Source organism: Nitrobacter sp. (assembly GCF_051535215.1).
Classification (GTDB): Bacteria; Pseudomonadota; Alphaproteobacteria; order Rhizobiales; family Xanthobacteraceae; genus Nitrobacter.
This window is the reverse complement of the sequence record NZ_JBPPLY010000002.1, coordinates 79,062-105,803: the sequence shown is the minus strand read 5'-3', so window position 1 is coordinate 105,803 and position 26,742 is coordinate 79,062. Positions and strand designations below refer to the sequence as shown.

22 protein-coding genes are annotated in these 26,742 nt (G+C 62.5%); 7 read left to right on the top strand and 15 right to left on the bottom strand.

Annotation, left to right across the window (positions count from 1 at the left end; all coding sequences use genetic code 11):
- Positions 1-58 precede the first annotated feature (58 nt).
- The 14 genes from ACS3WB_RS03140 to ACS3WB_RS03075 form a co-directional block, all read right to left on the bottom strand.
- Positions 59-865 (bottom strand): carbohydrate ABC transporter permease, encoded by an 807-nt coding sequence (locus ACS3WB_RS03140; protein ID WP_438274116.1) that lies wholly within the window; start codon positions 863-865, stop codon positions 59-61.
- On the bottom strand, positions 865-1,767 hold the full coding sequence (locus tag ACS3WB_RS03135; protein ID WP_438274357.1) for a carbohydrate ABC transporter permease: 903 nt from the start codon (positions 1,765-1,767) through the stop codon (positions 865-867). The genes ACS3WB_RS03140 and ACS3WB_RS03135 overlap by 1 nt, the downstream gene beginning before the upstream one ends.
- Positions 1,767-2,852 (bottom strand): ABC transporter ATP-binding protein, encoded by a 1,086-nt coding sequence (locus ACS3WB_RS03130; protein ID WP_438274115.1) that lies wholly within the window; start codon positions 2,850-2,852, stop codon positions 1,767-1,769. The genes ACS3WB_RS03135 and ACS3WB_RS03130 overlap by 1 nt, the downstream gene beginning before the upstream one ends.
- A gap of 11 nt (positions 2,853-2,863) precedes the next feature.
- Positions 2,864-3,943, bottom strand: coding sequence for an ABC transporter ATP-binding protein (locus tag ACS3WB_RS03125; protein WP_438274114.1), 1,080 nt, complete (start codon positions 3,941-3,943; stop codon positions 2,864-2,866).
- Entirely contained in the window at positions 3,940-5,493 is a 1,554-nt protein-coding gene (gene glpD, locus ACS3WB_RS03120) for a glycerol-3-phosphate dehydrogenase (RefSeq protein ID WP_438274113.1), read from the bottom strand. Before glpD ends, ACS3WB_RS03125 begins: the two co-directional genes overlap by 4 nt.
- 185 nt (positions 5,494-5,678) lie before the next feature.
- Complete coding sequence (locus ACS3WB_RS03115; RefSeq protein WP_438274112.1) at positions 5,679-6,515, bottom strand: DeoR/GlpR family DNA-binding transcription regulator; 837 nt, start codon at positions 6,513-6,515, stop codon at positions 5,679-5,681.
- Between the two features lie 192 nt (positions 6,516-6,707).
- The gene (locus tag ACS3WB_RS03110; RefSeq protein ID WP_438274356.1) at positions 6,708-6,938 is read right to left on the bottom strand and encodes a hypothetical protein; all 231 of its coding nucleotides are present in this window, start codon (positions 6,936-6,938) and stop codon (positions 6,708-6,710) included.
- Between the two features lie 195 nt (positions 6,939-7,133).
- Positions 7,134-7,583, bottom strand: a complete 450-nt coding sequence (locus tag ACS3WB_RS03105; RefSeq protein WP_438274111.1) for an acyl-CoA thioesterase — start codon at positions 7,581-7,583, stop codon at positions 7,134-7,136.
- Between the two features lie 10 nt (positions 7,584-7,593).
- Positions 7,594-9,684: a 3-hydroxyacyl-CoA dehydrogenase NAD-binding domain-containing protein gene (locus ACS3WB_RS03100; RefSeq protein ID WP_438274110.1), complete on the bottom strand. Its 2,091-nt coding sequence runs from the start codon at positions 9,682-9,684 to the stop codon at positions 7,594-7,596.
- A 7-nt stretch (positions 9,685-9,691) separates the two neighbouring features.
- Positions 9,692-10,975, bottom strand: a complete 1,284-nt coding sequence (locus ACS3WB_RS03095; RefSeq protein ID WP_438274109.1) for an acetyl-CoA C-acetyltransferase — start codon at positions 10,973-10,975, stop codon at positions 9,692-9,694.
- Entirely contained in the window at positions 10,975-13,239 is a 2,265-nt protein-coding gene (locus ACS3WB_RS03090; protein ID WP_438274108.1) for an acyl-CoA dehydrogenase, read from the bottom strand. Before ACS3WB_RS03090 ends, ACS3WB_RS03095 begins: the two co-directional genes overlap by 1 nt.
- 333 nt (positions 13,240-13,572) lie before the next feature.
- Positions 13,573-14,187 carry a TetR/AcrR family transcriptional regulator gene (locus tag ACS3WB_RS03085; protein ID WP_438274107.1) on the bottom strand — a complete coding sequence of 205 codons (615 nt, stop codon included), beginning with the start codon at positions 14,185-14,187 and terminating at the stop codon, positions 13,573-13,575.
- A gap of 19 nt (positions 14,188-14,206) precedes the next feature.
- Positions 14,207-17,341, bottom strand: coding sequence for an efflux RND transporter permease subunit (locus ACS3WB_RS03080; protein WP_438274106.1), 3,135 nt, complete (start codon positions 17,339-17,341; stop codon positions 14,207-14,209).
- Between the two features lie 71 nt (positions 17,342-17,412).
- Positions 17,413-18,519: an efflux RND transporter periplasmic adaptor subunit gene (locus ACS3WB_RS03075; RefSeq protein WP_438274105.1), complete on the bottom strand. Its 1,107-nt coding sequence runs from the start codon at positions 18,517-18,519 to the stop codon at positions 17,413-17,415.
- 510 nt (positions 18,520-19,029) lie between these two features.
- Here ACS3WB_RS03075 and ACS3WB_RS03070 point away from each other — a divergent pair.
- From ACS3WB_RS03070 to ACS3WB_RS03050, 5 genes are all read left to right on the top strand, one after another.
- On the top strand, positions 19,030-21,126 hold the full coding sequence (locus ACS3WB_RS03070) for a methyl-accepting chemotaxis protein (protein WP_438274104.1): 2,097 nt from the start codon (positions 19,030-19,032) through the stop codon (positions 21,124-21,126).
- Positions 21,127-21,433: 307 nt separating this feature from the next.
- Complete coding sequence (locus tag ACS3WB_RS03065; RefSeq protein WP_438274103.1) at positions 21,434-21,649, top strand: CsbD family protein; 216 nt, start codon at positions 21,434-21,436, stop codon at positions 21,647-21,649.
- 123 nt (positions 21,650-21,772) lie between these two features.
- Positions 21,773-22,540 (top strand): oxygen-dependent tRNA uridine(34) hydroxylase TrhO, encoded by a 768-nt coding sequence (gene trhO / locus ACS3WB_RS03060; protein ID WP_438274102.1) that lies wholly within the window; start codon positions 21,773-21,775, stop codon positions 22,538-22,540.
- Complete coding sequence (locus tag ACS3WB_RS03055) at positions 22,533-22,745, top strand: SlyX family protein (RefSeq protein ID WP_438274101.1); 213 nt, start codon at positions 22,533-22,535, stop codon at positions 22,743-22,745. The genes trhO and ACS3WB_RS03055 overlap by 8 nt, the downstream gene beginning before the upstream one ends.
- Before the next feature lie 209 nt (positions 22,746-22,954).
- Positions 22,955-24,271 (top strand): DUF3422 family protein, encoded by a 1,317-nt coding sequence (locus ACS3WB_RS03050; RefSeq protein ID WP_438274100.1) that lies wholly within the window; start codon positions 22,955-22,957, stop codon positions 24,269-24,271.
- Positions 24,272-24,314: 43 nt separating this feature from the next.
- On the opposite strand, the gene ACS3WB_RS03045 is transcribed toward ACS3WB_RS03050, so the two are convergent.
- Positions 24,315-25,301, bottom strand: a complete 987-nt coding sequence (locus tag ACS3WB_RS03045; protein ID WP_438274099.1) for an NAD(P)H-dependent flavin oxidoreductase — start codon at positions 25,299-25,301, stop codon at positions 24,315-24,317.
- 226 nt (positions 25,302-25,527) lie between these two features.
- On the opposite strand from ACS3WB_RS03045, the gene ACS3WB_RS03040 reads away from it, so the two are divergent.
- Positions 25,528-26,136: a DUF2478 domain-containing protein gene (locus ACS3WB_RS03040; RefSeq protein ID WP_438274098.1), complete on the top strand. Its 609-nt coding sequence runs from the start codon at positions 25,528-25,530 to the stop codon at positions 26,134-26,136.
- 175 nt (positions 26,137-26,311) lie between these two features.
- Positions 26,312-26,599: a hypothetical protein gene (locus ACS3WB_RS03035; protein ID WP_438274097.1), complete on the top strand. Its 288-nt coding sequence runs from the start codon at positions 26,312-26,314 to the stop codon at positions 26,597-26,599.
- Positions 26,600-26,742 lie beyond the last annotated feature (143 nt).

Here is a 26,742-nt window from a genome sequence, read left to right as displayed (position 1 = left end):
CGCTTGTGCATGATCTGGTCCGGAACCGTTCCCGTTTTTTCCGAATCATGCGCCCTCCTCACACCCGGCCAAGCGCGAAGCCGCGCGCGATGTAGTTGCGGACGAACCAGATCACCAGCGCGCCCGGAATGATGGTGAGCACACCGGCGGCGGCGAGCAGACCCCAATCCATGCCGGCAGCGGACACCGTGCGTGTCATCACCGCCGAGATCGGCTTGGCGTCCACCGAGGTCAGCGTGCGCGCCAGCAGCAGTTCGACCCAAGAGAACATGAAACAGAAGAACGCCGCGACGCCGATGCCGCTCGCGATCAGCGGTACCAGGATCTTGACGAAGAACTTCGGGAACGAATAGCCGTCGAGAAACGCGGTCTCGTCGATCTCGCGCGGCACGCTGGAAACAAAGCCTTCCAGAATCCACACCGCGAGCGGCACGTTGAACAGGCAGTGCGCCAGCGCCACCGCCCATGGCGTATCGAACAGGCCGATCGCAGAATAGAGATTGAAGAAAGGCAGCGCGTAGACCGCCGGCGGCGCCATCCGGTTCGACAGGAGCCAGAAGAACAGATGCTTGTCGCCAAGAAAGCGGTAGCGCGAGAACGCATAGGCGGCGGGCAGCGCGAACGAGATCGAGATAACGGTGTTGATCACGACATAATTGAGCGAATGGATGTAGCCGGAATACCAGCTCTCGTCGGTAAAGATGCGCATGTAATTTTCGAGCGTCGGCTCGTGCGGCCACAGCGTCATGGTCGTGACGATCTCGGCGTTGGTCTTGAAGCTCATGTTGACGAGCCAATAGATCGGCAACAGCAGGAAGACCAGAAACAGCGACAGAATGATCCGGCGGCCGGGAATGGACTGCATCATGCCGCTCCCTGGCTCGGCCTGCGGTCCGCACCGGCATTGGTCATGACGGTGTAGAACACCCAGCACACGATGATGATGATAAGGTTATAGACCAGCGACAATGCCGCCGCCTTGCCCAGATCGAATTGCCCGAGCGCGATTTTGACAAGTTCGATCGACACGAACGTCGTCGAATTGCCGGGGCCGCCGCCGGTAACGACGAACGGCTCGGTGTAGATCATGAAGCTGTCCATGAAGCGAAGCAGCACGGCAATCAGCAGCACGCGTTTCATCTTGGGCAACTGGATCGCGGTGAACACCGCCCAGCGCGAGGCGCCATCGATCTGTGCCGCCTGATAATAGGCGTCGGGAATCGACTTCAGCCCGGCGTAGCACAACAGCGCCACCAGACTGGTCCAGTGCCAGACATCCATCACGATGACGGTCGCCCACGCGTCGAAATCGTTTGAGACGTAATTGTAGTCGATGCCTATGCTGTTCAGCGTGTAGCCGAGCAGGCCGATGTCGGGACGGCCGAAAATCTGCCAGATGGTGCCGACCACGTTCCACGGAATGAGCAACGGCAACGCGAGGATGACGAGACATGCCGCCACCCGCCAGCCCTCTCGCGGCATCGACAGCGCAACGACGATGCCGAGCGGCACTTCGATGGCGAGAATCGCCGCCGAAAAAAACAGGTTGCGCCAGAGCGAGGCGAAGAAGCGGCTGCCGAGGTCGGTAGACGGATCGAGCAGTTCCTTGAACCAGCCGACGCCGTTCCAGAAAAACTGGTTGTTGCCGAACGTGTCCTGGAACGAATAATTGACCACCGTCATCAGCGGCAGCACCGCGGAAAACGCAACGATCAGGAACACCGGCAGCACCAGGAACCAGGCCTTCTGGTTGACGGTCTTGTCCATCATGCGTCCCCTTCGACGAGACGACTGTCAGCATAGACGTGCACGCGAGCGGGGTCGAACACAAGGCCCGCTTTCGTGCCGGGAATCGAAAAGCCAGGCGGCACGCGCGCGGCAAACTTCACGTCGCCGACCCGGACCCGCGCGAATCGGACACGGCCGAGATCGTCGATCCGGTCTATCGTGGCGTCGAGAAGATCCGGTGACGGAGCCGCAACGTGAACAAACTCGGGACGCACGCCAATCTCGATGGCCGCGCGCTCCGGCAGCCTGTCATAACTCCGCGTCAGCCGAATAACATGACCGTCGATGCGCGCCTCGTTGCCCTCCACCGCGGCCGGTACGATATTCATGCCGGGCGAACCGATGAAATAGCCGACAAAAGTATGAGCCGGCTTGTCGAACAGGTCCGCCGGACTACCGCTCTGCACGACGCGACCATCATGCATCACCACGACCGTATCGGCGAAGGTCAGCGCCTCGGTCTGATCGTGGGTCACGTAGATCATCGTCAGGTCGAGAGCACGATGCAGCGCCTTCAGCTTCGAGCGCAACTCCCATTTCAATTCAGGATCGATCACCGTCAGCGGCTCGTCGAACAGTACGGCGGCGACATCCGATCGCACCAGACCGCGCCCGAGCGAAATTTTCTGCTTGGCATCCGCCGTCAGCCGCGTCGCCTTGCGGTCGAGAACCGGCGTAAGATCGAGCAATGCCGCGATTTCGGCGACCCGCGCCGCTATCGCAGACTTTGCGACGCCGCGATTCTTCAATGGAAAGGCGAGATTTTCGCCGACCGTCATGGTGTCATAGATCACCGGAAACTGGAACACCTGCGCGATATTGCGCCGCCGCGTCGACAGCGAGGTGACGTCAGTGCCATCGAACAGGATTTTTCCACGCGTGGGCAGTACGATGCCGGATATCAGATTGAGCAGTGTGGTCTTGCCGCAACCGCTCGGACCCAGCAGCGCATATGCTCCGCCCTGTCGCCAGGTCATCGAGATCGGCTTCAATGCGAAGGATTCCGGATCGGCACCGTCGCCATTGTAAGAATGCGCGAGATCGACGAGGTCGATGCGGGCCATGCGCCTTCCCCTCACGCCGCGCCGGGTGCGGCGGCCAGGCGGCCGCCGGTGTCGAAAGCAAATACGTCGTCGGGATCGAGCGCGACCTCGATCTTTTGCCCCGGCAGGAATTCATGCACGCCTTCGAGCACGGCGACCCAGTCGGCCTGCGCCCGCTTGATGTGCACAAAGCTTTCCGACCCCGTGATCTCGGTGACAATCACTTCAGCCGAAAATACATGGCGGCCGGAGCGGCCATCCGCAAGGCGAAGCTGATAGGGACGGAAGCCGACGCGATAAGCGCCATCCGGCAACGCGGCGTACAGCCCGTTCGCCGGGGCCTCCGTGCCCGCTTCGTATCGCACCGTGTCGTTCCGCTTTTCGATTCCGACAATGTTCAGCGGCGGATCGGAAAACACCTGGGCCGCGCGCATGGTTTCCGGGTGATGATAAACCTTCGAAGTCTCTCCGACCTGCAATATCTCGCCTTCCCAGAGGCAGATGGTGCGGCCGCCGAGCAGCAGGGCCTCGGAGGGTTCGGTGGTCGCATAGACGAAGATCGCGCCGGAGGCCTCGAAGATGCGCGGCAGTTCGATGCGCAGTTCCTCGCGCAGCTTGTAGTCGAGATTGGCGAGCGGCTCATCAAGCAGAACGAGATCGGCCCCCTTCACCAGCGCGCGGGCGATCGCGGTGCGCTGCTGCTGGCCGCCGGAGAGTTGCAGTGGCATGCGATCGAGATATGGCGCGAGCTTCAGCAATTGCGCCGCCTCGCGCACCCGCGCATCGATCTCGGCCTTCGGTCTGCCCTGCACCCGCAAAGGCGAAGCGATGTTCTCGTAGACCGTGAGCGAGGGATAGTTGATGAACTGCTGATAGACCATCGCGACCGAGCGCTTGCGCACGTCAAGGCCGGTGACGTCCTTGCCGTCGACCAGCACGCAGCCCTGCGTCGGCTTGTCGAGACCGGCAAGCAGACGCATAATCGAGGTCTTGCCCGCCAGCGTCGGACCGAGCAGCACGCTGAGCGCGCCGCGCTCCAGCGTCAGCGACACATCGCGGATCGTCGGCAAACCGTCGACCACCCGCGTGACATGGTCGAGGGCGACGCTCATGATCGCGCTCCCGCTTCCCTCGGCGGACCTCCGCTCTGCGTGCGCTGCGCGGCGAGCCAGTCGTCGAGGGCTGCAATGTCGGACGCGGACATCCGCAAGCCGAGCTTGGAGCGCCGCCAGACGATATCGGCCGCGGTGCAGGCCCATTCGTGCGAAATCAGATAGCGGACTTCGCTTTCGGTCAGCGTCGCGCCGAAATGCCGCCCGAGATCAGCCATGGATTTCGCCGAGCCCAGGAGCTTCGCCGTGCGCGTGCCGTAAGCATGTGCGAGACGGTTCGCGTGCGCTTTAGTCAGAAAAGGATAGCCGCGCATCAACTCCGCCGTCAGCGCCGTAACCGCCGAGACCTCCATGTCGCCGCCGGGCAGCGGTGCTTTCGCGGTCCAGCCCTCGCGCGCCTTTGTACCCTTCAGATAGGGCGACAGCTTTTCCAGCGCCTCTTCGGCAAGCCGCCGATAGGTCGTGATCTTGCCGCCGTAGACCGACAGCAGCGGAGCGCCGCCCGGCGTATCGAGTTCGAACGCATATTCGCGCGTCGCGGCCTTGGCTTCGCTCGCGCCGTCGTCATAGAGCGGACGCACGCCGGCATAGGTCCAGACCACGTCCCGCGACGTGACCGGCTTCGCCAGATACTCGCCAACGGAGGCGCAGAGATAGGCAACCTCATCATCGGAGGCCTTTACCTCAGCGGGATCGCCCTCATAGTCACGATCGGTGGTGCCGATCAGGGTGAAGTCGTCCTGATATGGAATCGCGAACACGATCCGGCCGTCGCTGTTCTGGAAGATGTAGGCGCGGTCGTGGTCGTAGAGCTTCCTGACCACGATGTGCGACCCCTGCACCAGCCGGATTCTTGCACGCGTGTTCACGCCGGCACCCAGGGTGAGCACCTGTTCGACCCAGGGGCCACCCGCGTTGACCAGCACTCGCGCCGATATGGTGCTGCGTTCTCCGCTTAACGTGTCCTCGACCGTGACGTGCCAGAGGCCGTTCGCCTGCCGGGTCTCGACCGCGCGGGTTCGGGTCCTGATGTCGGCGCCGCGATCGGCCGCATCGCGCGCGGTAAGAACGACGAGGCGAGCATCGTCGACAAAGCAGTCGGAATATTCGAAACCCTTGCGATAGCGCCCGGCGACCAGCGGTTTGCCAACCTCATCCCGTGACAGATCGACCGAGCGCGTCGGGGGCAACAGTTTCCGCCCGCCGATATGATCGTAAAGAAACAGGCCGAACCGCAGCATCCATGTCGGCCGCAAGCCTGCGTGATGCGGCAGCACGAAACGCAGCGGGCGGATGATGTGCGGCGCGATCCGCCAGAGAATTTCGCGCTCGATCAGCGCCTCGCGAACAAGATGGAATTCATAATATTCGAGATAGCGCAGCCCGCCATGCACCAGCTTGGTCGACACCGACGACGTGCCGCTGGCGAGGTCGTTCATTTCGCACAGGAAAACAGAGTTTCCACGTCCCGCCGCGTCGCGCGCGATCCCGCATCCGTTGACGCCGCCGCCGATGATAGCGAGGTCGAAAACCTTGCCCACGAGCGCCATCCCTTAAGGACTAACTGTCCTATAGTACCATAAATGCGCTTCTTGATATTCGCTTGCAGCTATTTACTTTCGTATATCTATTAAATCACAATCTAAAACGAAAGCAATCGCAATCGCCGCGCAAGCTGTGGATTCGTTCTGATTCCCGGAAATTGATCGTCCTGCGACAGTGAGCGACGAAGAGTTCAGCCGACGGCCCTCGGGCGCCCATCGGCAGCAGGTTCGGCTTCCACACCGTCCAGTTCATTCGGCTTGTCCGGCATCGCCACGATCACCTCGATGCCTTGCGCCTGGCAGATCGCGTCAAGGTCGGCAGGCAGGGCCGCATCGGTGACGAAGGTCTGGATCTGGCTGATATGGGCGATGCGCACCGGCGCGCTGCGGCGCAGTTTGGTGCCGTCGGCCACCAGCATGACGCTGCGCGCGTTGGCGATGATCGCCTGCGATACCTGCACCTCGCGGTAGTCGAAATCCAGCAGCGTGCCGGCCTCGTCGATCGCCGAGGCACCGATGATGGCGTAATCGACCTTGAACTGACCGATCAGGCTGGTCGCACTGGAGCCGATCACCGCGCCGTCAGAGCGACGCACGTTGCCGCCCGCGACAATCACCTCGATGCGCGGATGGCGATAGAGTTGCATCGCCACGTTGAGATTGTTGGTGATGACCAGAAGGTCCTCATGCAAGGTGAGCGCGCCGGCAACCTCTTCGGTAGTGGTTCCGATGTTGATGAACAGCGAGCACCCGTTGGGAATCCGCGCTGCCGCTGCCACCCCGATCGCCTTCTTTTCCTCGGCGGCGACGAAGCGACGAGCTTCATAGGCGAGATTTTCCACACCGGAGGCGATGATGGCGCCGCCGTGAATGCGCGTCAGCGAATGCTGGTCGCAGAGATCGTTGAGATCCTTGCGGATGGTTTGGGCCGACACCTCGAAACGGCGGGCAAGCTCATCCACCATGACCCGTCCAAACGCGCGGGCAATGTTCAGGATATCGGATTGACGCTGGCTAAGGCCGGCCACCGCTGCAGCACCTCGAGACCCACGGACATCCAAGGGTGCCGATGTTATAACGTTTTCGAGCGCCGTGGATACCGGTTCACGTCAGGAAAGCGCGTCAAAATAAAGCTCCGACTTTCCCCTCTGATTCCCTCAGAAGCTGGGAGACCCAGCCGTTAAGCGATCGGCGCAGCCGGCTGCGCCAGCCGCTCGACGTCAGAAGGGGAATCTCGGTAAAGCTCCACGCAGCGATTTCACGAAATCGGGATAAGCGGATTTTTGCGCGCGCTGCTTTGCGGCACGTTCCGCGTCACGGGCGCTGCGGAACAGCTTGCCGTCCAGTGAGCTGAATCGCTGTGAGGCCGAAAAGAACCGGAATCCCGCGCGATCGCGCACCACGATACCCGCGGATTCCGAACCAACTTCGATGATATAGGTCTTCGACATATCCCACTCGCATTTTTCTGGCCGAAAGGCCGCGCCGATAACGGGCAATGGCGGGAAACGTTCCCTGTCGCACCATCAGGATATGGACATGGTTCGGATGTTCGCAACTAGAATCGGTCGAGGTTGGGCGTCGATCGGCTCGGCAAATTTCCGGGCCGGGCCCGGCGCGATCCGCGCCCCGATCAGCGAGCAGTATTATGCCGAAACCGGTGGGTCGGCCTGCGGAACCTCGCGCGGGCGGCCTTGGTCGTCGATTGCGACATAGGTGAACTTGCCGTCGGTGACGAGGATGAACTGCATCTCCTTGCGGCGCATCACCCAGGCTTCCAGATGCATCGTGATCGAAGTCCTGCCGATGCGGACCAGCGTGGCGTGGACGGAGACGAGATCGCCGACAAAGACCGGCTTGCGGAAGTTCATGGCGTCGATGGCCACGGTCACGGTGCGTGACTTCGCAAGCTTGGACGCGAAGATACCTCCGCCAATGTCCATCTGGCTGAGGAGCCACCCGCCGAAGATATCGCCGTTCTGGTTGGTGTCCGCGGGCATGGCCAGCGTGCGCGTACAGAGTTCGCCAAGCGGCGTGGTCTCATCGATCGCCGGGGCGTGAACGGCTGTCGCGTCCCTCGTCTGGGCATCCGTCATCGATCTCACCTTATTTGAAGGTATCCCAGCCCGCGTCCGGCGCAAAACGGACGCCGAATTTTTCCGCAAGCTCGCGCAGGTTGGCGGCGACGTTCTCGGAACCGCGGGTACGCGCATAGTTCAGCGGCCCGCCGCGGAATGGCGCATAGCCGGTGCCGAAGATCATCGCGCCATCGACAAGATCGGGATCACCGACAATGCCTTCGCGTAAACACGCAACGCAAACGTTCGACATTGGCAGCACCAGCCGATCGATCATTTCCGGCGTGATCTGCGACCTGCTCGCGGTGCCCTTGTCGGCCTTGCCGTCGCGCCATGTGTAGAAACCCTGACCGGTCTTGCGGCCGAGTTCGCCTTTCGCGACCTTCTCACGGAGCCACTCCGGCGGCGGCGGCAGCAAATCGCCGAGCTTGGCGCGCAGTTCGTCGCCCACGGCGAGGCAGATATCCAGGCCGACCTGATCTGCGAGTTCGATCGGCCCCATCGGCATGCCGAACTTTTCCGCGGCTGCGTCGATCACAGTCTTGTCGATGTTCTCATCCAGCATCAGCATGGCTTCGAGCATGTACGGCGTCAGCGCGCGGTTGACGAGGAAACCCGGCGAGCTCTTCACCGGCAGCGGCAGCCGGTCGATGGCGCCGACGAATGCCATTGCCTCCTTCAACACCTGCGGGTCGGCGGCATCGTGGCTGACCACCTCGACCAGTTGCAGCCGCGACACCGGATTGAAGAAATGCACTCCGACCAGCCGCTCCGGATGCTGCAGCGTGGTCCGCAGCTCCTGCAGCGGAATGCTCGACGTGTTGGTGGCGAGGATCGCGCCCGGCTTCATCTTCGGCTCGATGCCGGCATAGACCTTCTGCTTCAGTTCGAGCTTTTCCGGCACCGCCTCGATGATGAGATCGGCATTGCGCACGCCCTCGCCCTCGAGATCGGGCATCAGACGGTCATGCGCGTCGCGGATGTCGGTGCGCTTGCGCATGATCTTGCCGTAGAGGATTGCGGCGCGCTTGATCGCGCCGGCGATCGGCTCCGGCTTCATGTCCGCGAGCGTCACGCGGATGTCCTGATGCGCGCACCAGGCGGCGATGTCGCCGCCCATGGCGCCAGCGCCGATGACGTGCAGATGTTTCACGACGTTGCCGCCGCCGGCGAGTTTTTTCATCTGCTCGCGCAGGAAGAACACCCGGATCAGGTTCTGCGCCGTCGACGTCACCATCAAACCGGCGAAGGACCGTTTTTCGGCCGCCAGCATCGCGGCCTTGCTGCCGCCGTGCTTCTCCCACAGATCGATCAGCGCATAGGGGGCGGGATAGTGCTCCTGCGACGCCGCTTTCTCCGTTTCCTTGCGCATCCGCGAGGCGAGAAAGCCGCGAACGGGGCCGAGATTCAGCAATCCATTGAGCGCAGCGGACCGACCGCGCTTCAGTCGGCCGGCCACCGCATCCTTCACCGCGCCTCGGACATGGCGCTCCTGGGTTACGGCATCGACGAGACCGAGCGATTTAGCCTTCCGTGCGTCGATGGTCTTGCCGGTCAGCATCAGCGTCATCGCCTGCATCGGATTGACCAGCCTGGTGAAGCGTGCGGTGCCACCGAGGCCGGGATGAAGACCGAGCATCACTTCCGGAAAGCCGAAGCGCGCATTATCGATCGCGATCCGGGTCCGGCACGCCAGCGCGAGCTCGAGCCCGCCGCCGAGGCAAAAGCCGTGGATCACGGCGACCGTCGGAATCTTCAGCGCCTCGAGCCGGTCGATGATGCTGTGAGCACGGCCGATCGTGGTTTCGACCTCGGTCGAATCCGTGGCACCGCGGAACTCGTTGACGTCGGCGCCGGCGATGAAACCGGAGGTCTTCGCCGAGCGGATCACAATGCCGGCGGGCGGATGACTTTCGAGCACGCTCAGGATCGCGCCGAACTCCTCCATCACCTCCGATGATAGCGTATTGGCGCTGGAATCGGCTCGGTCGAACAACAGCCACGCCACGCCGTCGTCGTCGCGGGTCAGTTTGAAGTTGCGATAAGGGCCGCCTGCATCGGGCTTCGGCCCGAGTTCCAGCACGCGATCCTTGAGAACGTCCAGTACTTTCGAATCCATGACGCCCTCACACCATCTCGATCAGCATGGCGCCGCCCTGCCCGCCGCCGATGCATTCGGTGGCGACGCCGCGCTTCGTGCCCAGCCGCTTCATGGCATTGACCAGATGCAGCACGATGCGATTGCCCGAGGTACCGACGGGATGACCGAGGCTGATCGCGCCGCCGTCGACGTTGAGTCGGGCGCGGTCGATCGCGCCTGCCGCGCCGTCGAGGCCGAGCACCTCGCGGCAGAATTTCTCGTCTTCCCATGCTGCGAGGCAGCCGAGCACCTGCGTGGCGAAGGCCTCGTTGAGCTCCCAGGTCTCGACGTCGGACAGCGTCAGCTTGTTGCGCTTCAACATCTCCGTCGCCGACAGCACCGGGCCGAGCCCCATGATCGAAGGATCGAGCGCCGACCACTGGCTGTCGATGATCATCGCCTTCGGCTTGAGGCCGTGTTTGATGACGGCATCTTCCGAGGCGAGAATGGTCCAGCACGCGCCGTCTGTGATCTGCGACGAATTGCCGGCGGTGACCTGGCCCCACGGCCGCTCGAACACCGGTTTCAGCTTCGCCAGCGTCTCCATCGAGGAATCCGGGCGCACGCCGTCGTCGTGATCGAAGAACTTTCCGTCGCGCGCGAACGCGGTTTCCACTTCGCCCTTGAGCCAGCCTTCGGCCTGCGCCTTCGCCAGCCGCCTGTGGCTTTCGACCGCGTAGGCGTCAGCCTGTTCGCGGGTGATGCCGAACAAGTGGCCGACCACCTCGGCGGTCTGGCCCATGTTGAGTTCGGTGATCGGGTCGGTCAGCCCGCGCTCGAGGCCGATGATCGGCTTGAAGTAGGGCGGCCGCGCTTTCGCGATCGCCTTGATCTTCTCCACAATGCCCTTGGCGCCGGCGACGCCGGCGAACCAGCGCACGCCCTGCTGCGGCCAGACCAGCGGCGCGTGGCTTAAAGCCTCGGCGCCCCCCGTCAGGATCAGGTTGGCGTTGCCGTCGCGGATATAGCGGTAGCCGGTGTCCATCGACTGCATGCCGGAGCCGCAGTTGATCTGCACCGTGAACGCCACCATCGCCTCACCCATTCCGAGCCGCAGCGCCGCGACGCGGGCCGGATTCATCTCGTCGGCGATGACGTTGACGCAGCCGAGGATGACCTGGTCGAACGCGTCGGAGGCGAACGGCTGGCGCGCCAGCAGCGGCCGTCCGCATTGCACCGCCAGATCGACCGGCGTGAATGGCCCCGGACCGCCGCGCGCTTTCAGGAAGGGGGTTCGGCTGCCGTCGATGATATAAACCGGACGCGCCATCAGCCTGCCGCCCTCGCTTCGCTTCGTTCCTGCAACACCTGAACGTTGACGGACTTCTTGAAGGGCGACAGCGCTTCCGGTGCGAAGTCATCGACCTCGATCACGCGGAGCACCGCCTCTTGCGCCACCTTGTATTTCTCGGCTTCTACCTGGGTGATGACGCCCTGCTTGATCGCGGCATCCGTGTCATGCAGACGCGCGGCGCGCATCCGCTTGAAGACGTCCTCCGCGGCCGTCACCAGCAGAAACGCCTTTTCCAGACGCGCAACGCCATTGTCGTCGTCCACATGCGAGAGACCCTGCGTCAGGCGATCGCGAGCGACTGACGGCTCCAGCACCAGTTGAGCGCAAGCATGCACGACCGCGTCGCTTGGCCCGCGCGCCCGCGCGCCCATCGGCTGGATCATGAATTTGAGCATGAACGCAACATACCGGTTTGGCAGGTTCGCCAGAATGTCGGCAAAGCGCTGCTCGATGGTGCGGAAGCCGGTCGCCATGCACCATTGCACCAGTGGCAGATCGGCCTCCTGGCGGCCCTCGTCATGCCAGCGCTTGAGCACGGCAGACAGCAGATACAGTTCGGAGAGAATATCGCCGAACCGCGCCGACAACATCTCCTTGCGCTTCAGCTTGCCGCCGAGCGTCAGGAGCGCCATGTCGGCGCACAACGCAAAGGCCGACGCATAGCGTGAGAGTTGACGGTAGAAGTCCGTCACCGGGCCCGCATCCTCCGGCGCGGGCGCGAACGCTCCGCCGCTCCAGCTTCGGCCCCAGGCGCGGAACAGCGTGGTGACGCTGTGGACGACATGAGCCCAGAACGCCTTGTCGAAGGTGTCGAGCGCCTTGGCCTTGTCGGTGTCGCTGAGCGCGTTCATCTCTTGCAGCAGATAGGGATGCGCGCGGATCGCGCCCTGCCCGAAGATGATGAGGTTGCGCGTCAGGATGTTGGCGCCCTCCACCGTGATCGAGACCGGCACGCCGCGATAGAGATTGCCGAGATAGTTTTGCGGACCGTCGATCACGGCCTTGCCGCCGTGGATGTCCATGGCGTCATCGATCACGATGCGCAGCCGCTCGGTGGCGTGCAGCTTCATGATGCCGGAAATGACGGCAGGATGATGCCCCTCGTTGAGTGCGGCGCAAGTCAGCCGTCGCGCCGCGTCGATCAGGTAGGCCGTGCTGGCGATGCGGGCCAGCGGCTCCTCGATGCCCTCGAACTTGCCGATGGGGATACCGAACTGCTCGCGGACGCGCGCATAGGCGCCCGTGGTGCGCGCCGCGAAGGCTGCGCCCGCCGCCGATAGCGAGGGCAGCGAGATGCCGCGTCCGGCGGCCAGCGCCGTCATCAGCATCTTCCAGCCCTGACCGAGACGCTCCTTTCCGCCGATGACGTAGTCTAGCGGAATGAAAACGTCCTTGCCCCAGTTGGGACCGTTCTGGAACACCTGCATGGCCGGCAGATGGCGCCGGCCGATCGATACTCCCGGCAGATCGGTCGGGATCAACGCCACGGTGATGCCAAGGTCTTCCTGCGAGCCGACCAGATGATCGGGGTCATAGGCCTTGAAAGCGAGCCCGAGCAGCGTCGCCACCGGACCGAGCGTGATGTAGCGCTTGTGCCAGTTGAGCCGGAGCCCGGTCACCTCGCGGCCCTCGAAAGTGCCCTTGCAGATGATACCGGTGTCAGTCATGGACGCCGCATCGGAGCCGGCTTCCGGGCTGGTCAGACCGAAGCATGGAATTTCCTGCCCGTCAGCAAGGCGCGGCAGCCATCTCGCCTGCTGGTCCCTGGTGCCGAAGCGCATCAGCAATTCGCCAGGCCCGAGCGAATTCGGCACCATCACCGTGACCGCGGCGACCAGCGAGCGCGACGAAATCTTGCGCACCACTTCCGAATGCGCGTAGGGCGAGAAGCCGAGCCCGCCATACTCGGTCGGAATGATCATGCCAAAGAATTTTTTCTGCTTGATGAAGGTCCAGACCTCGGGCGGCAGATCGCGCCATTTCCAGTTGATCTTCCAGTCGTCGAGCATGGCGCAAAGCTCGTCCACCGGGCCGTTGAGGAACGCCTCTTCCTCCGCCGTCAAGGTTGCCTGCGCGGTATTCAGCAGTTTCGCCCAGTCGGGATTGCCGGAGAACAGGTCGGCATCCCACCAGACGTCGCCAGCATCCAGCGCCTCGCGCTCGGTATCCGACATCGACGGCAGCACGCGGCGCGCCCAGGAGAAGATCAGCTTGGAGATCACGTCACGGCGAAAACTCATCGCAATGCCCTCTTGTTCGGATAATCCGCGGTGCGTCGACCCGGTATCGCAGCCAATCACCTTATACCCATAAGAGGAAATATCCTTAAAAAGGCAAAAGCGAGTTTCATTTCATGGTTTCATAATTGAAAATTAAGTGAAATTTTGCAATTCGGGGGCGGCCTCGCGACCGCAGGATAGCGCAAGAACTCCAAAAACGCGATTTGCAAACGTCTGAAACCTCAAACGCCGCAATACGGACCCGTGCAGCGCAAAGCAGCGGCGAACGCTTGGAATACGCCGAAGATCGCAGCGCCGTCCGCGCTCGGCGTTCGCGCGAATCGGCGAAAACTTTCAGCCCGGATGCTTGTTTACGCGCGGCGCCAGACCGGCAAGCACGAAATCGATCATCTGGTCGAGCGTCGGCCCCGGTTTGTCGACGCTTTGCGCGATCATTTGCGGATGAAAGAATCGCATCATCGCCGTGCACGTGCACAGCGCTGCCAGCCGCACGTCCGGCGCCTCGAACTCGCCACTCGCAGCACCCTGAGCGATCACCCCGCCGATGGTCGCGGCGATATCCTCCATATGCGCCTTGCAGACATCCCAGTCCTGCTCCATGGCGATGGCGACCATCTCGTGCAGCTTGGCGTCGCCGACATAACGCTCACTGTTCATGTGATGGATCGTGGACAGCAGTTCGCGCAGGCGCTGCGTAGCAGGACCCGGCGCGGCGCCGATCGCCTCCGCTGCGTCCTCGACCTCGCCCATCAGCCGCCGCGCCACGCCCTGGTGGATTGCCTTCTTCGAATCGAAGAAGCGGTAGACGTTGGCCGGCGACATCCGCAGCACTTTCGCGATGTCGGCGACGGTGGTCTTCTGATAGCCGATCTCGCGGAACAGCCGCTCCGCCACCACCAGAATCCGGTGACGCGTATCAGCTTCGGTATTGTCTGTGACCATGGTCATGAGAGAGTCGATCTTTCAATTATTCTCCGGCCTGAGCAAGCGGAAAAACGAGTTGCGTCTCGCGCGGCGCGGGCCTGGCCTGCTCCCGCTCGCCACCTTGCTCGGCCAGACTTTTCCTGAACCACAGCGCGTAAAGCGCCGGCAGATACAAAAGCGTCAGGAAGGTTGCAACGAACAATCCACCCATGATGGTGATCGCCATCGGTCCCCAGAACGCAGAGCGTGACAACGGGATCATCGCAAGGATCGCCGCAAGCGCGGTCAGCACCACCGGCCGGGCGCGCCGCACCGTCGCCTCGACGATCGCCTCGCCCCGGGTCAGGCCATGCGCGACGTCGGTCTCGATCTGATCCACCAGGATGACCGCGTTGCGCATGATCATTCCGGCGAGCGCGATGAGGCCGAGCAGCGCCACGAAGCCGAACGGCTGGTTCGCGACATTGAGCCCGAGGGACGCGCCGACGATGCCGAGAGGGGCCGTCAGGAACACCAGCACGAGCCTTGAGAAACTCTGCAACTGGATCATCAGCAGCGTCAGCATCACGACAGCCATGACCGGAAACAGCACGAAGATCGAGGTGTTGCCCTTGGCCGACTCCTCGAATGCGCCGCCCGCCTCGATGCGGTAAGCCGGCGGCAGGTGGTCGCGAATCTCCTGCAATTTCGGCCAGATCTGGTTGGTGACGTCGGGCGCCTGCACACCGTCCACCACATCGCCGCGCACGGTGATGGCCATGTCGCGGTTGCGCCGCCACAAGATCGGCTCCTCGTGAGCGTATTCGATCTTCGCGACCTGCGATAGCGGCACCGCAACACCGTTGCGCGATGTCACCGTGAGATCGCCGACGCCGGCGAGATCGAGACGCTCCGACGGGATCGCGCGCGCGACGACGCCGACTTTCTCGATGCCGTCGCGCACGGTCGTCACCGGCACGCCCGAGATCAGCATGGCCAGCGCCTGCGAGACATCCTGCGGCGTCAGGCCTAGCGCGCGGGCGCGATCCTGATCGACCACGAGCTTGAGGTACGGCGTCTGCTCGTTCCAGTCGAGGCTGGGGTCCTTCACGTTCGGATTGGCGCGCACGACGTCGCGCACCTTGTAGGCGATATCGCGCACCTTCGCAGCATCGGGGCCGATCACCCGGAATTGGACCGGAAAGCCGACCGGCGGACCGAAGTTGAAACGATCGACCCGGACCCGCGCCGCGGTCAGCGCGCCGTCATCTACCGCCTTTTCAATTTTCGCCTTGATGCGCTCTCGCGCCTCGACATTCTTCGCCACAATCACGATCTCGGCGAAGGCCTCGTTCGGCAATTGCGGATTGAGCCCGAGCCAGAAGCGCGGCGAGCCCTGCCCGACATAGGCGGTGTAGGTCGCGATATCGTTATCGTCCTTGAGGATCTTCTCGGCCTCTTTCACCGACTTCTCGGTGACGCCGAACGCCGTGCCTTCCGGCAGCCGCAGTTGCAGGAACAGTTCGGGCCGTTCCGACAGCGGGAAGAACTGCTGCTGCACATGACCAAATCCGATCACCGCCGCGACGAAGATACCGACTGTCGCCGCGACCACCTTGATGCGGTGGTTGACGCACCACTGGATCACGGCGCGCAGGCTCCGGTAGATCCGCGTCTCGTAGATCGCATGCGGATCGTGATTGTGGCTGACCTTGATGTTCGGCAGCAGCTTGACGCCGATGTAAGGCGTAAAGATCACCGCGACGAACCACGATGCTACCAGCGCGATCGCCACGATCCAGAAGATACCGCCGGCATATTCGCCGACGCCGGAATTGGCGAAGCCGATCGGCAGAAAGCCGGCCGCCGTCACCAGCGTGCCGGTCAGCATCGGAAAGGCGGTGGATTCCCACGCAAAGGACGCGGCACGCATGCGGTCCCAGCCCTGCTCCATCTTCACCACCATCATCTCGACCGCGATGATGGCGTCGTCGACTAATAGGCCGAGCGCGATGATCAGAGCGCCGAGGGTGATGCGATGCAGATCGAGCGACATCGCGTTCATGACTATAAAGACGATGCCGAGAACCAGCGGCACCGACAGCGCCACCACGATGCCGGTGCGCCAGCCCAATGCGAGGAAGCTGACGAACAGCACGATCGCCAGCGCCTCGATGAAGGAATGCACGAATTCGCCGACGGCGTGCTCGACCACTTTCGGCTGATCGGCGATGCGCTCGATGTTGATGCCCTGCGGCACCGCCTGCATGAATTCGTCCGCGGCCTTGGTGACGTCCTCGCCGAGTTTGAGGATATTGGCGCCTTTCGCGGTCACCACGCCGATGCCGAGCGCCGGCTTGCCTTCCTGACGCACCTTGAATGTCGGCGGATCGATGAAGCCATGGGTCACGGTTGCGATGTCGCCGAGGCGGAACACGCGCCCGTTGCTTTCGACCGGCGTCTCCGCCACCGCTTTCGCGCCATCGAACGCGCCGGTAACACGCAAGGCCACCCGCTGCGATGAAGTCTCGACGGTGCCGGCCGGCGTCACCGCGTTCTGCTTCGCAAGCGAATCGAAGATCGCCTGCGGCGCAATGCCGAGCGTCGCCAGCTTGGCATGGGAGAACTCGACGTAGATCCGCTCGTCCTGGGTGCCGTAGAGATTGACCTTGGTGACGCCCTCCACCCTCAACAGCCGCTGGCGAAGGCCCTCCGCGACCTTTTTCAATTGCGCGTAATCGGCGCCGTCGCCGGTCAGAGTGTAGAGAATGGAATCGACGTCGCTGAACTCGTCGTTGACAACCGGCCCGAGGATTCCCGCGGGAAGGCTGCCCTGCGCATCCGCGAGTTTCTTGCGCAGGACATAGAACAGATAAGGCACCTGCTTCGGCGGAGCGGAGTCGAGAAAGGACACCTGCATCGCCGTGAAACCCGGCTTGGAATAGGTTTGAACCTTGTCGAAATAAGGCAGTTCTTGCAGCTTCTTCTCAAGCGGATCGGCGACCTGCGTCTGCATCTCGTCCGCGGTCGCGCCCGGCCACATCACCGAAACGTTCACCACCTTGACCGTAAAGGAAGGATCTTCGGCCCGGCCGAGCTTCTCGTAGGAGAAGAAGCCGGCAATACCGAGCGCGAGGATGAGGAACAGGATCAGCGCGGGATGGCTCACCGCCCAGGCGGACAGATTGAAGCGCTTCATCGCAATCTTCCTTCTTGCAGATGCGGTCGTCAGTTCACTCCGTCATTGCGAGTTCGCAATGACGGAGTGATTCAAAACGACAGTGACGACACCACGCGCACCTTTTGCGACGGATCGAGCTTCTGCACGCCGAGCGCAACGACCTTCGCGCCCTCGTCCACGCCGCCGGTGATGATGACGTCGTTGCTCTCGTAGGATTTCACCGCGACCGGCCTCAGCGCGACATCGCCCTTGTCATCGACGACATAGAGCGCCGACGGGCCGCCCTGACTGAACAGCGCCGAGAGCGGCACCCGCGCTACGCGAGAGGTGGCGGCATCGGCGAGCGTCAGCGTCGCTGTCATGCCGAGCGATACCTTATCGTCGGCATCCGGCAGCGAGAATTTGGCGAGATAGGTGCGGGTCGCGGGATCGGCGGTCGGCGCGATCTCGCGCAGCTTCGCCGTATAGGTCTTGCCGGGCTCCGACCATAGCGACACCCGCGCCGTGCCGGTCCGCGCGCGGCCGATCAGCGTTTCCGGTATGGCGACCACCGCCTCCTTTTCACCAAGGCGCGCGACGCGGATCGCGGGCTGGCCCGAAGCGACCACCTGCCCGGCATCCACCAATGTCGCGGTGACTACGCCGCGGGTGTCGGAGGTCAGCGTCGCATAGGACAGGGAATTCTTGGTCAATTCGACCGAGCGTTGCGCACGGTTCAACCGCGCCCGCGCCTCGTCGGCGGCAGCCTTGGCCTGATCGAGCTGAGCATCCGTGGTCCAGCCCTTGGCGCGCAATTCCTTCGCGCGCGTCTCGGCTGCGGCGGCCTGCGCCAGCACGCCGGTGGCCGCGCTCAATTCCGCCTGGGCCTGCTCGGCCTGCAATTTGAGATCGACTTCATCGAGCGTCGCGAGAGGTTGGCCAACCTCCACGATCTGTCCGACCTCGACCAGACGCTTCGCGACCTTGCCGGACACGCGGAAGCCCATATCGGTCTCGATCCGCGGCTTGATGGTGCCGACGAAGCTGCGATCCGGAATCTCAGCCTCGTAATGCACCGTGGCGGTCAGAACCGGGCGCGCCGGCTCGACTTTTTCGGCGGCCGATTCATTACAGCCCCCTAACGCCAGCGCTGGAAGGGCAACCAGAATGAGCGGCAAATAACTGGAAAAACTGAAGAAAGACGAGCGATCCTGCATCGGAAAATCCTTCGGAAGCCGTTCTCTCATCCTACTGTGGATTGTTTAATGATGATTGTCAATAATCATCATACATCATGAACCCGTGAGCAATGAATGATCTCGGCCCAGATTCCTTGGGTGGTGCTGGGACAGAAATCCAGCAAAGTCCTGAGAGGGTTGCGGGTTCGCGCGGCGGAGTTGCAAGCCGCGAACTCGACGCATCAGTCGCGCGCATCCAAGCGACGAAGGGATCAAGAAGGGATCGAACTGTGCGGAAATGATCCGACTGGTAAGGGGCGCAACCCACGGTCGCTGGAGACGCCGTCCACTCGAAGATTGGTAAAATTTTAATCAGGTCCGTTCAAAGATACCGCCGGGGCTTCATACGGATCGCGCGGGCACTGCGGGCTTATCGCCACGCGCATCACAGAAGCATCCGTAAGCCGAATCGTCAGAGATCGGAGGCTGATTCCCGTCCCATAGAACTGTGGATCAGTGAGAATTCACCTGCATTGGAAGGAATCCAAAATGAAGGCGAAGATAAGCGTTACTCTTCCTGCAATCGTTTCGGCGCTCGTACTTATAGGCGCCCTTTCCGCCGGAATTGCGGCATATCAGGCCTACGAACAACGGCAGAAGTCCGAAGCATTTCTCGAAGTGAATCACATCTCCCAACTGCTGCTGAAAAGCGCAGGGCAGTGGGCCGTCGAGCGCGGACTTACCAACGCGCCGCTGAAGTCGCCCGACGCCCTGCCCGCCGAACTTCTCCCGCGGATCGCCAGCACGCGGCAAACCGCCGATCACGCGTTTAAGGAAGCCGCTCAACTGCTGCACGGGATTCCGTCAATGAAATCTGCAGAGTCGCAGATTTCGGAAGCCGAAAACACGTTCCAGGGATTCATCGGCTTTCGCATGAGGCTCGACGAAAATCTTCCCAAGCGAGGATCGGAGCGAAACCCGGAGGTCGTCGAGAGCTTCTCCCCGACCATCACCAAGCTGATCGACGTCTCTGGCAACAAGCTGCGCCTGACGATGGAAACGTTGAACCGCCCGCCTACTGCGGCTCTGGCGCAATTGGTCAGCATACGTAATCTGACCGCGCAGATGGCCGAGAACGCCGGACGCGAGCGTGCATTCCTCGGCGGAATGGTTGGCTCCCGCGCCAAGATGACGACCGTCGGCTTCCGGACCATCGCTCGCTACCGCGGAAATGTCGAATTGGCATGGGAAACGATCTCGCCACTCCGGATGCGCGCCGACTTGCCGAAGAAGGTGGCGGATGCGATCACGGGCGTCGAGAACGATTATTTCCAGATTTATGGACAAACGCGCGACAGCGTACTCGCGACAGCCGAGAGCGGCGAGTACACGATCAACGGCAACGACTATGTTGCGCGGGCGACTACGGCGATCAATTCGATTCTGCGTCTCGCCGAAGCGGTCGGTGAAGCGGCCGACCAGGAAGCCGCGACGGAAGCTGCAAACAGCGGATCGAAACTGCTCGTCGCCGGATTGATCCTGCTGGGCTGCATCGCTCTCGCGCTGGTCAGCTTCTGGATTGCGTTCTCGCGGATCCTGCGGCCGCTGGCTGCGCTGACCGGAGCGATGGGCGAACTCGCGAACGGCAACTTCTCGGTTGTGCTGCCCGGACTCGAACGCCAGGACGAAATGGGCGACATGGCGCGTGCGGTCGAGACCTTCAAGGTCAAGGCTGAACAGAAGGCGCGCGACGAGGCGGAAGAAAAGATGAAGCAGGATCAACTTGCCGCCCAGCAGCGCAAGGAAGACATGCACAGGCTTGCCGACAATTTCGAGGCGGCGGTCGGCGAAGTGATCCAGACGGTCTCCTCGGCAGCGACTCAACTCGAGGGTTCGGCGACCGCCCTGACCCGGACGGCCGAGCAGACCCACCAGCTTTCCTCCGCCGTGGCCGCGGCCTCCGAGGAAGCGACGGTCAACGTTCAGTCGGTGGCATCCGCCAGCGAGGAGATGGCAGCGTCCGTCAACGAAATCAGCCGGCAGGTCCAGGAAGCGTCGAGGATCGCGAGCGAGGCGGCGCAAAAGGCCCACAGCGCCGACCAGCGGATCACGTCGCTGTCGCAGGCCTCGACGAAGATCGGAGACGTGATCGAACTCATCAACACGATCGCAAGCCAGACCAACCTGCTGGCGCTCAATGCCACGATCGAGGCCGCTCGCGCAGGCGAGGCCGGCCGCGGCTTCGCGGTGGTGGCGTCCGAGGTGAAGGCGTTGGCCGAGCAGACCGCGAAGGCGACCGCCGAAATCGGGCAGCAGATCGCCAGCATCCAGACGGCCACGGACGATTCCGTCGTCAATGTGAAAGAGATTGGCGTCGTTATCGGCAGGATCGCGGAGATTTCCGCGACGATCGCCTCAGCCGTCGAAGAGCAGGCCTCTGCAACTCAGGAGATATCCCGCAACGTCCAGCAGGCTGCGGCGGGCACCTCGGAAGTGTCCTCCAATATCATCGAGGTCAGCAACGGCGCGTCCGCGACAGGTGGCGCTTCCACGCAGGCGCTGGCCGCGGCAAAGTCCCTGGCCAGCAATACGGACCGTCTCAAGCTGGAGGTCGATAACTTCCTGGCAACGGTCAGGGCCGCCTAGAGCTATTCCGGCTTTGATCGAATCAAAGCCGGGCTCTAGCTTTTTGTTTTACGCGTTTTCTTTACGCGAACCGGTACCCGCTTCGCTTGAAAACGCTATAGGCCGGACGCAGTGGGGTTTACTTCGTCGGCAACGATCGAACCTCATCCCGTCTGAGACAACCCATCATGAGCGGATCGCCTCACGCGACCCGCTCATGAACTTTCCCTCCCGCAATCTTCCCAGAGTCGGGCGATCACCCCTCAGCCGCGCCGGAACCCTCCGAAGCTCTCCGCGTTGTCGGGGCTCAACGCAAAGGAGAGGATCCATGGGTTCCACGACAGACAAGATCAAGGGCACAGCCAATGAGGCGATGGGAAAGATAAAGCAGAGCGCCGGCGAAGCTGTAGGCTCCGACAAGATGCGGGGCGAAGGCGCGATCCAGGAAATGAAGGGCAAGGGTCAGAAAGCGCTTGGCGACGCCAAGGAAGCGGTGAAGGATTCCGCCAACAAGGCGGCAAACGCCGTGAACAAAAAACTTTGATCTGAACCTCGCGAGTTCAAAGAAAAGGACCGGTCCCGTAGCCGGTCCTTTTTTGTACCATCAGCTATCCAGTCACCTCCTGCACGGGTTTCGCGACGCGGCGCGGACTGATAAACCGGCGTCATGCTCAAGGTCGCCGCTCTCTATCAATTTACGTCACTGCCGGATTTCCGCGAGCTGCGCGAACCCTTGCACGCGCTTGGCTCCAGGCTGTCCATCAAGGGCTCGATCCTGCTCGCCAAAGAAGGCATCAACGGCACTGTCGCCGGCCTGCCCGACGCCATCGATGCGCTGGTGACAGAACTGCAATCGGGTCCGCTGCTCTCCGGCCGGCTCGACAATCTCGAACTGAAATTCTCGCAGGCATCAGTGATGCCGTTCGCGCGGCTCAAGGTCCGGCTGAAGAAAGAAATTGTGACGCTCGGCGATCCCGCTACGGATCCGACCCGCGCGGTCGGCATCTATGTCGCACCGAAGGACTGGAACGACCTGATCGCAGCACCGGGCACCCTTCTTATCGATACCCGCAATGCCTTCGAGGTGGCGATGGGCAGCTTCGAAGGCGCGATTGATCCGCAGCTTGCGCGATTCGGCGAGTTCAAGGATTTCGTCATGCAAAAGCTCGAAACCCTCAAGCATCGCAGGATCGCGATGTTCTGCACCGGTGGCATTCGCTGCGAAAAGGCGAGCTCCTATCTGTTGTCGCGCGGCTTTGAGGAAGTCTATCACCTCAAGGGCGGCATCCTGAAATACCTCGAAGCCGTCCCCGAAAGTCAAAGCCGCTGGCGGGGCGAATGCTTCGTGTTCGACGATCGAATAGCGCTCGGTCACGGGCTGAAAGAATCGAGGCGCCAGGGTCGGCTCATGGACGGAGAAGCCGGTGATGACTGAGAGGACCTTGGCCGATCGCGTCGACGCGCTGGAGATGCGCCTGACTTATCAGGACGAAACCATCGAGACGCTGAACCAGACCGTCACCGCACAGTGGAAGCAGATCGACGCACTCTCACGGCAGGTCGCCGAACTGAGCGAGCGCGTACGGGAGGCCGAAGCCGCCCGCCCCGCCCCCGCAAACGAACCGCCGCCGCATTATTGAGAGCAGCGTTTCCGCCCGGTCCATGCCGCCGTTGATCGGCAACCGTTATCGGCTTATCACATGCGCGCGATAAACGACGTTGCACGCTTTATCGCCACGCCGCTACAACCAGTGTGGCGATTCAGGGCTCGCATCGCATCAAAGGTTGATGCACGGACCTTCGAACCTGGGCTCGAGACACTGGGCGACACATTGCCGGAAAGGATCGCATGACCGCGGAAGTCTCGATTGGGGACGGAGAAGCCGCCCGGCTGACGCCGCATCCGCTGAGGACCGCCATCCTGGGCGAACTGCATGCGCGGCCCTTCACGGCGCTGTCCGTTCCTGCCCGCATCCTGCATTTCGCGTTTGAAACGGCCGGCGAGCGGGGCCAGGCAGACCGCGACCATCTGGCGGCGTTCTGTTCGGCGCGCGGCCTGCCGGTGCCGACCTTCGCCGAACGGCACTATCGCGTCGCGTTCGGCACCACCGTGCTGCGATGGGAACAGCATTCCGAATTCACCACCTATACCTGGGAGCTGCCCTCCCAACCTGACGGAATTCCGTTTCACCCGTCAGCCGCGGCGCTCGCCGCCCCGATGCAGCTCGTCCCGCAACCCGGTCCGCTTCTTGTCGCCATTAACATGCACGTGCTCGCCGACGGCCCCGCCGTCCAGCCGCCGGAGCGGCTGTTCGATCGGAACAGTCTCGCGCTTGCCGAAAACAGCGACGGCGCGGCGATCTACGCCACGGACTTCCAGCCCGACCCGTCCGGCTTCGTGCGAATTCTGATCGTCGACCGCAAACTCAACCCGGATCGCGCCGGCGCTCTGGCGCAACGCGTGATCGAGATCGAGACCTATCGCACGCTCGCTCTGCTCGGCCTGCCCGAGGCGCAGCGGCTCGCGCCTTCGATCAGCGCCGTCGAGCAACGGCTCGCCGAGGTGACCGACAAGATGCGCAACAATGGCAATCTTGCCGACAACCGGCATCTGCTCGACGAGCTGACGGCGCTGGCCGCGGAAGTCGAGGCCGGCGCGGCGGCGAGCGTCTTCCGCTTCGGCGCCAGCCGGGCCTACTACGAGATCGTGCAGCAGCGGCTGACGACAATCGGCGAGCGCAAGGTGGCCGGGTTGCCGACGTGGACGTCGTTCCTGGCGCGGCGAATGGCGCCGGCGATGCGGACCTGCGTGACGACCGAGGCGCGTCAGGAGAGCCTGTCGCTCAAGCTGTCGCGCACGGCAAACCTGCTGCGCACGCGCGTCGACGTCGAACTCGAGCAACAAAATCAGGAATTGCTCAAATCGATGAACGCCCGCACGCGGATGCAACTCCGGCTGCAGACCACCGTGGAAGGGCTATCGGTCGCGGCCATCACTTATTACGTGGTCAGTCTGTTCGGCTATATCGCCAAGGCGCTCCACGAGTCCGGGCTGGTCCCGGTCGAGCCGGGTTATCTGAACGCCGCCTTCATTCCGGTGGCAGCGCTGTCGATCTGGTCGGTGGTGCGCAGCATCCGCCACAAACATATCGGCCGCGACGGCTGAAGCCTGGTCGCGCTATGAATTTCGCCTAAAGTCTTTCAACGTTTCATGGAAAAGTGCTCTCCAGAAATCCCGTCAGCCGCTGGCGGATGATGCGCTCGGCATCCCCCATGATGCGGTCGATCAGTTCCTTGCAACTCGGCACATCGTGGATCAGGCCAACGATCATGCCGCAGCTCCAGGCGCCGGCATCCATGTCGCCCTCGATCATCACCTTGGGATAGACGCCGGCGACCTCCTCGATAATGTCGTTGATCTTGAGGTCCGCACCTTTCTCCCGTTCGATTTCCATCAGCCGCTCGACCTTGCGGTTGTTGAGCACGCGCTCGGTGTTGCGCAGCGCGCGCATGATCAGCCGGGTATCGAGCTCGGAAGCCGCAACGAGCGCCTTCTTGACGTTGTCATGCACCGGCGCCTCTTTGGTCGCGATGAAGCGCGTGCCCATGTTCATGCCTGAAGCGCCCAGCGCCAGCACGGCGACCAGGCTGCGCGCATCGGCCATGCCGCCGGAGGCCACGAACGGAATCCCGAGTTCATCGGCGGCACGCGGCAGCAGGATCATGTTGGGAATGTCGTCCTCGCCGGGATGACCGCCGCACTCGAAGCCGTCGACGCTGACCGCGTCGCAACCGATCTGTTCCGCCTTTAATGCGTGCCGTACCGCGGTGCATTTGTGGATCACCTTGATGCCGGCCGTCTTGAGCGCGGGCATGTATTGTTCGGGGTTGCGGCCCGCCGTCTCGACGATTCCGACGCCGCCTTCCACGATCGCCTGGATGTATTCGAGATAAGGCGGCGCGGTGAATGCCGGCAGAAACGTCAGGTTCACCCCGAACGGCTTGTCGGTCATGCTGCGGCAGCGCGCGATCTCCTTCGCCAGCAGTTCCGGCGTCTTCTGCGTCAGTCCGGTGATGATGCCAAGACCTCCCGCATTGGAGACCGCAGACGCCAGCTCCGCAAAGCCGACGTAATGCATGCCGCCCTGGATGATCGGATGCCGGATGCCGAACAATTCGGTGATGGCTGTTTTCACGGAAAAACCCCCGGTTCGTTCATGGTGATAGCTGCCTTGACATACCGCTTCAGGTCGGTTTCACTTTATGCCATTCTGCGATTATTTAGTGCAGAATGAAGCAGCGTGCGCTGCGGAAGGAACTGCGGCGCCGCTCGAACAGCACCTGCAATTTCTCCTCCTGCGGTTTCTCTGCGCTGCGCCGGAGAGTTGGATGTACCGCGGACGGATGCCTCTCGAGCAGATCATGACAGACCCCGAAAAGGAAACGACGGAGCGGCATCAGCATGCTCCCCGGATGTCCGCCGAGCATGCAGAACCCGGCGTCGGACAGATCGGGCTCGTCACCCACGAGGACGGTCTCGTCAGGGATTCTCTGATCGCCGAATGTGCCGCAGAACTGGCCAAGCGAGGGTATCGCCTGGGCGGAGTCGTTCAGTCCAACCCGCACCGGGAAGGCCGGCGCCGCTGCGATATGTATGTGAAGGACCTGCTGGGCGGCGACGAGGTCAAGATTTCGCTGGATCGCGGTAACGAAGCGCGGGGGTGCCGCCTCGATCAGGACGCGTTCGCGCGCATCGACGCCTGGATCGAGCGCGCGGTGCTCGAGCATGTCGACCTGGTTGTCATCAACAAGTTCGGCAAGGAAGAGGCACAAGGCCGCGGGCTGCGATCGGTCATCGCAGAGGCCCTGATTGCCGACATTCCGCTCATCATCGGCGTCTCCGAACACAATCTCGATGATTTTCTGTCGTTCGCCGGCGATTCCGCCACCCGCCTGAAGCCCGATGTCGAAGCGATAACTACGTGGTGCCGGAACGCGATCGAACGTCGGGTGCGCCACGAGCCGGGATAGCCGTCCAAGGGAGCATGAGGGATACGCAAAAAAGCCGCTGGCTGGAGTGGCCGGAAAAGGATAACCTCTATTTCAGAGTGTCATAACTGTCGCCAGCTTGCACCCATGGCTCCGAACGGCTCCATTCCGAACAGCGAATTCCCTGTTCTCCAGCGCGATCATGTGAAGTCCCGCGATGGACGATAAGCAGATCCTCCAGAATGCAACGCGCAGTGCAGCTCAGGCCGGCCTGATTACGCTTGTATTCGAAAATTTTACGGCCCAGCTCATCAAGTACGTTCTCAGCGGACAACTCCTTGACGATGATTCACTGATGATGCTCCGCGACAACTGCATCCGCGACCTGAAGAACTCCACGATGACGGGAATGTCCTTGGAGGAAGAGGCCGAAATCTTCAGGCAGGCTGTCGAAAACGCAGAGAAACTGCTCGACGCGGCGATCACAAGGGGACGGAACTTCTAGTCCCCAAAAGGTCCTGGCTGGTCGCTCGGACCCGCGGCTCAGGCAAGGGTCTTGCCCGGCACGTTTCCACGATAGCTGGTCGGCTGACCTGCGCAAGCCCGTTGCAGCGCCCGCGAGCCTCAGGACACGGGTTAACCCAGAGC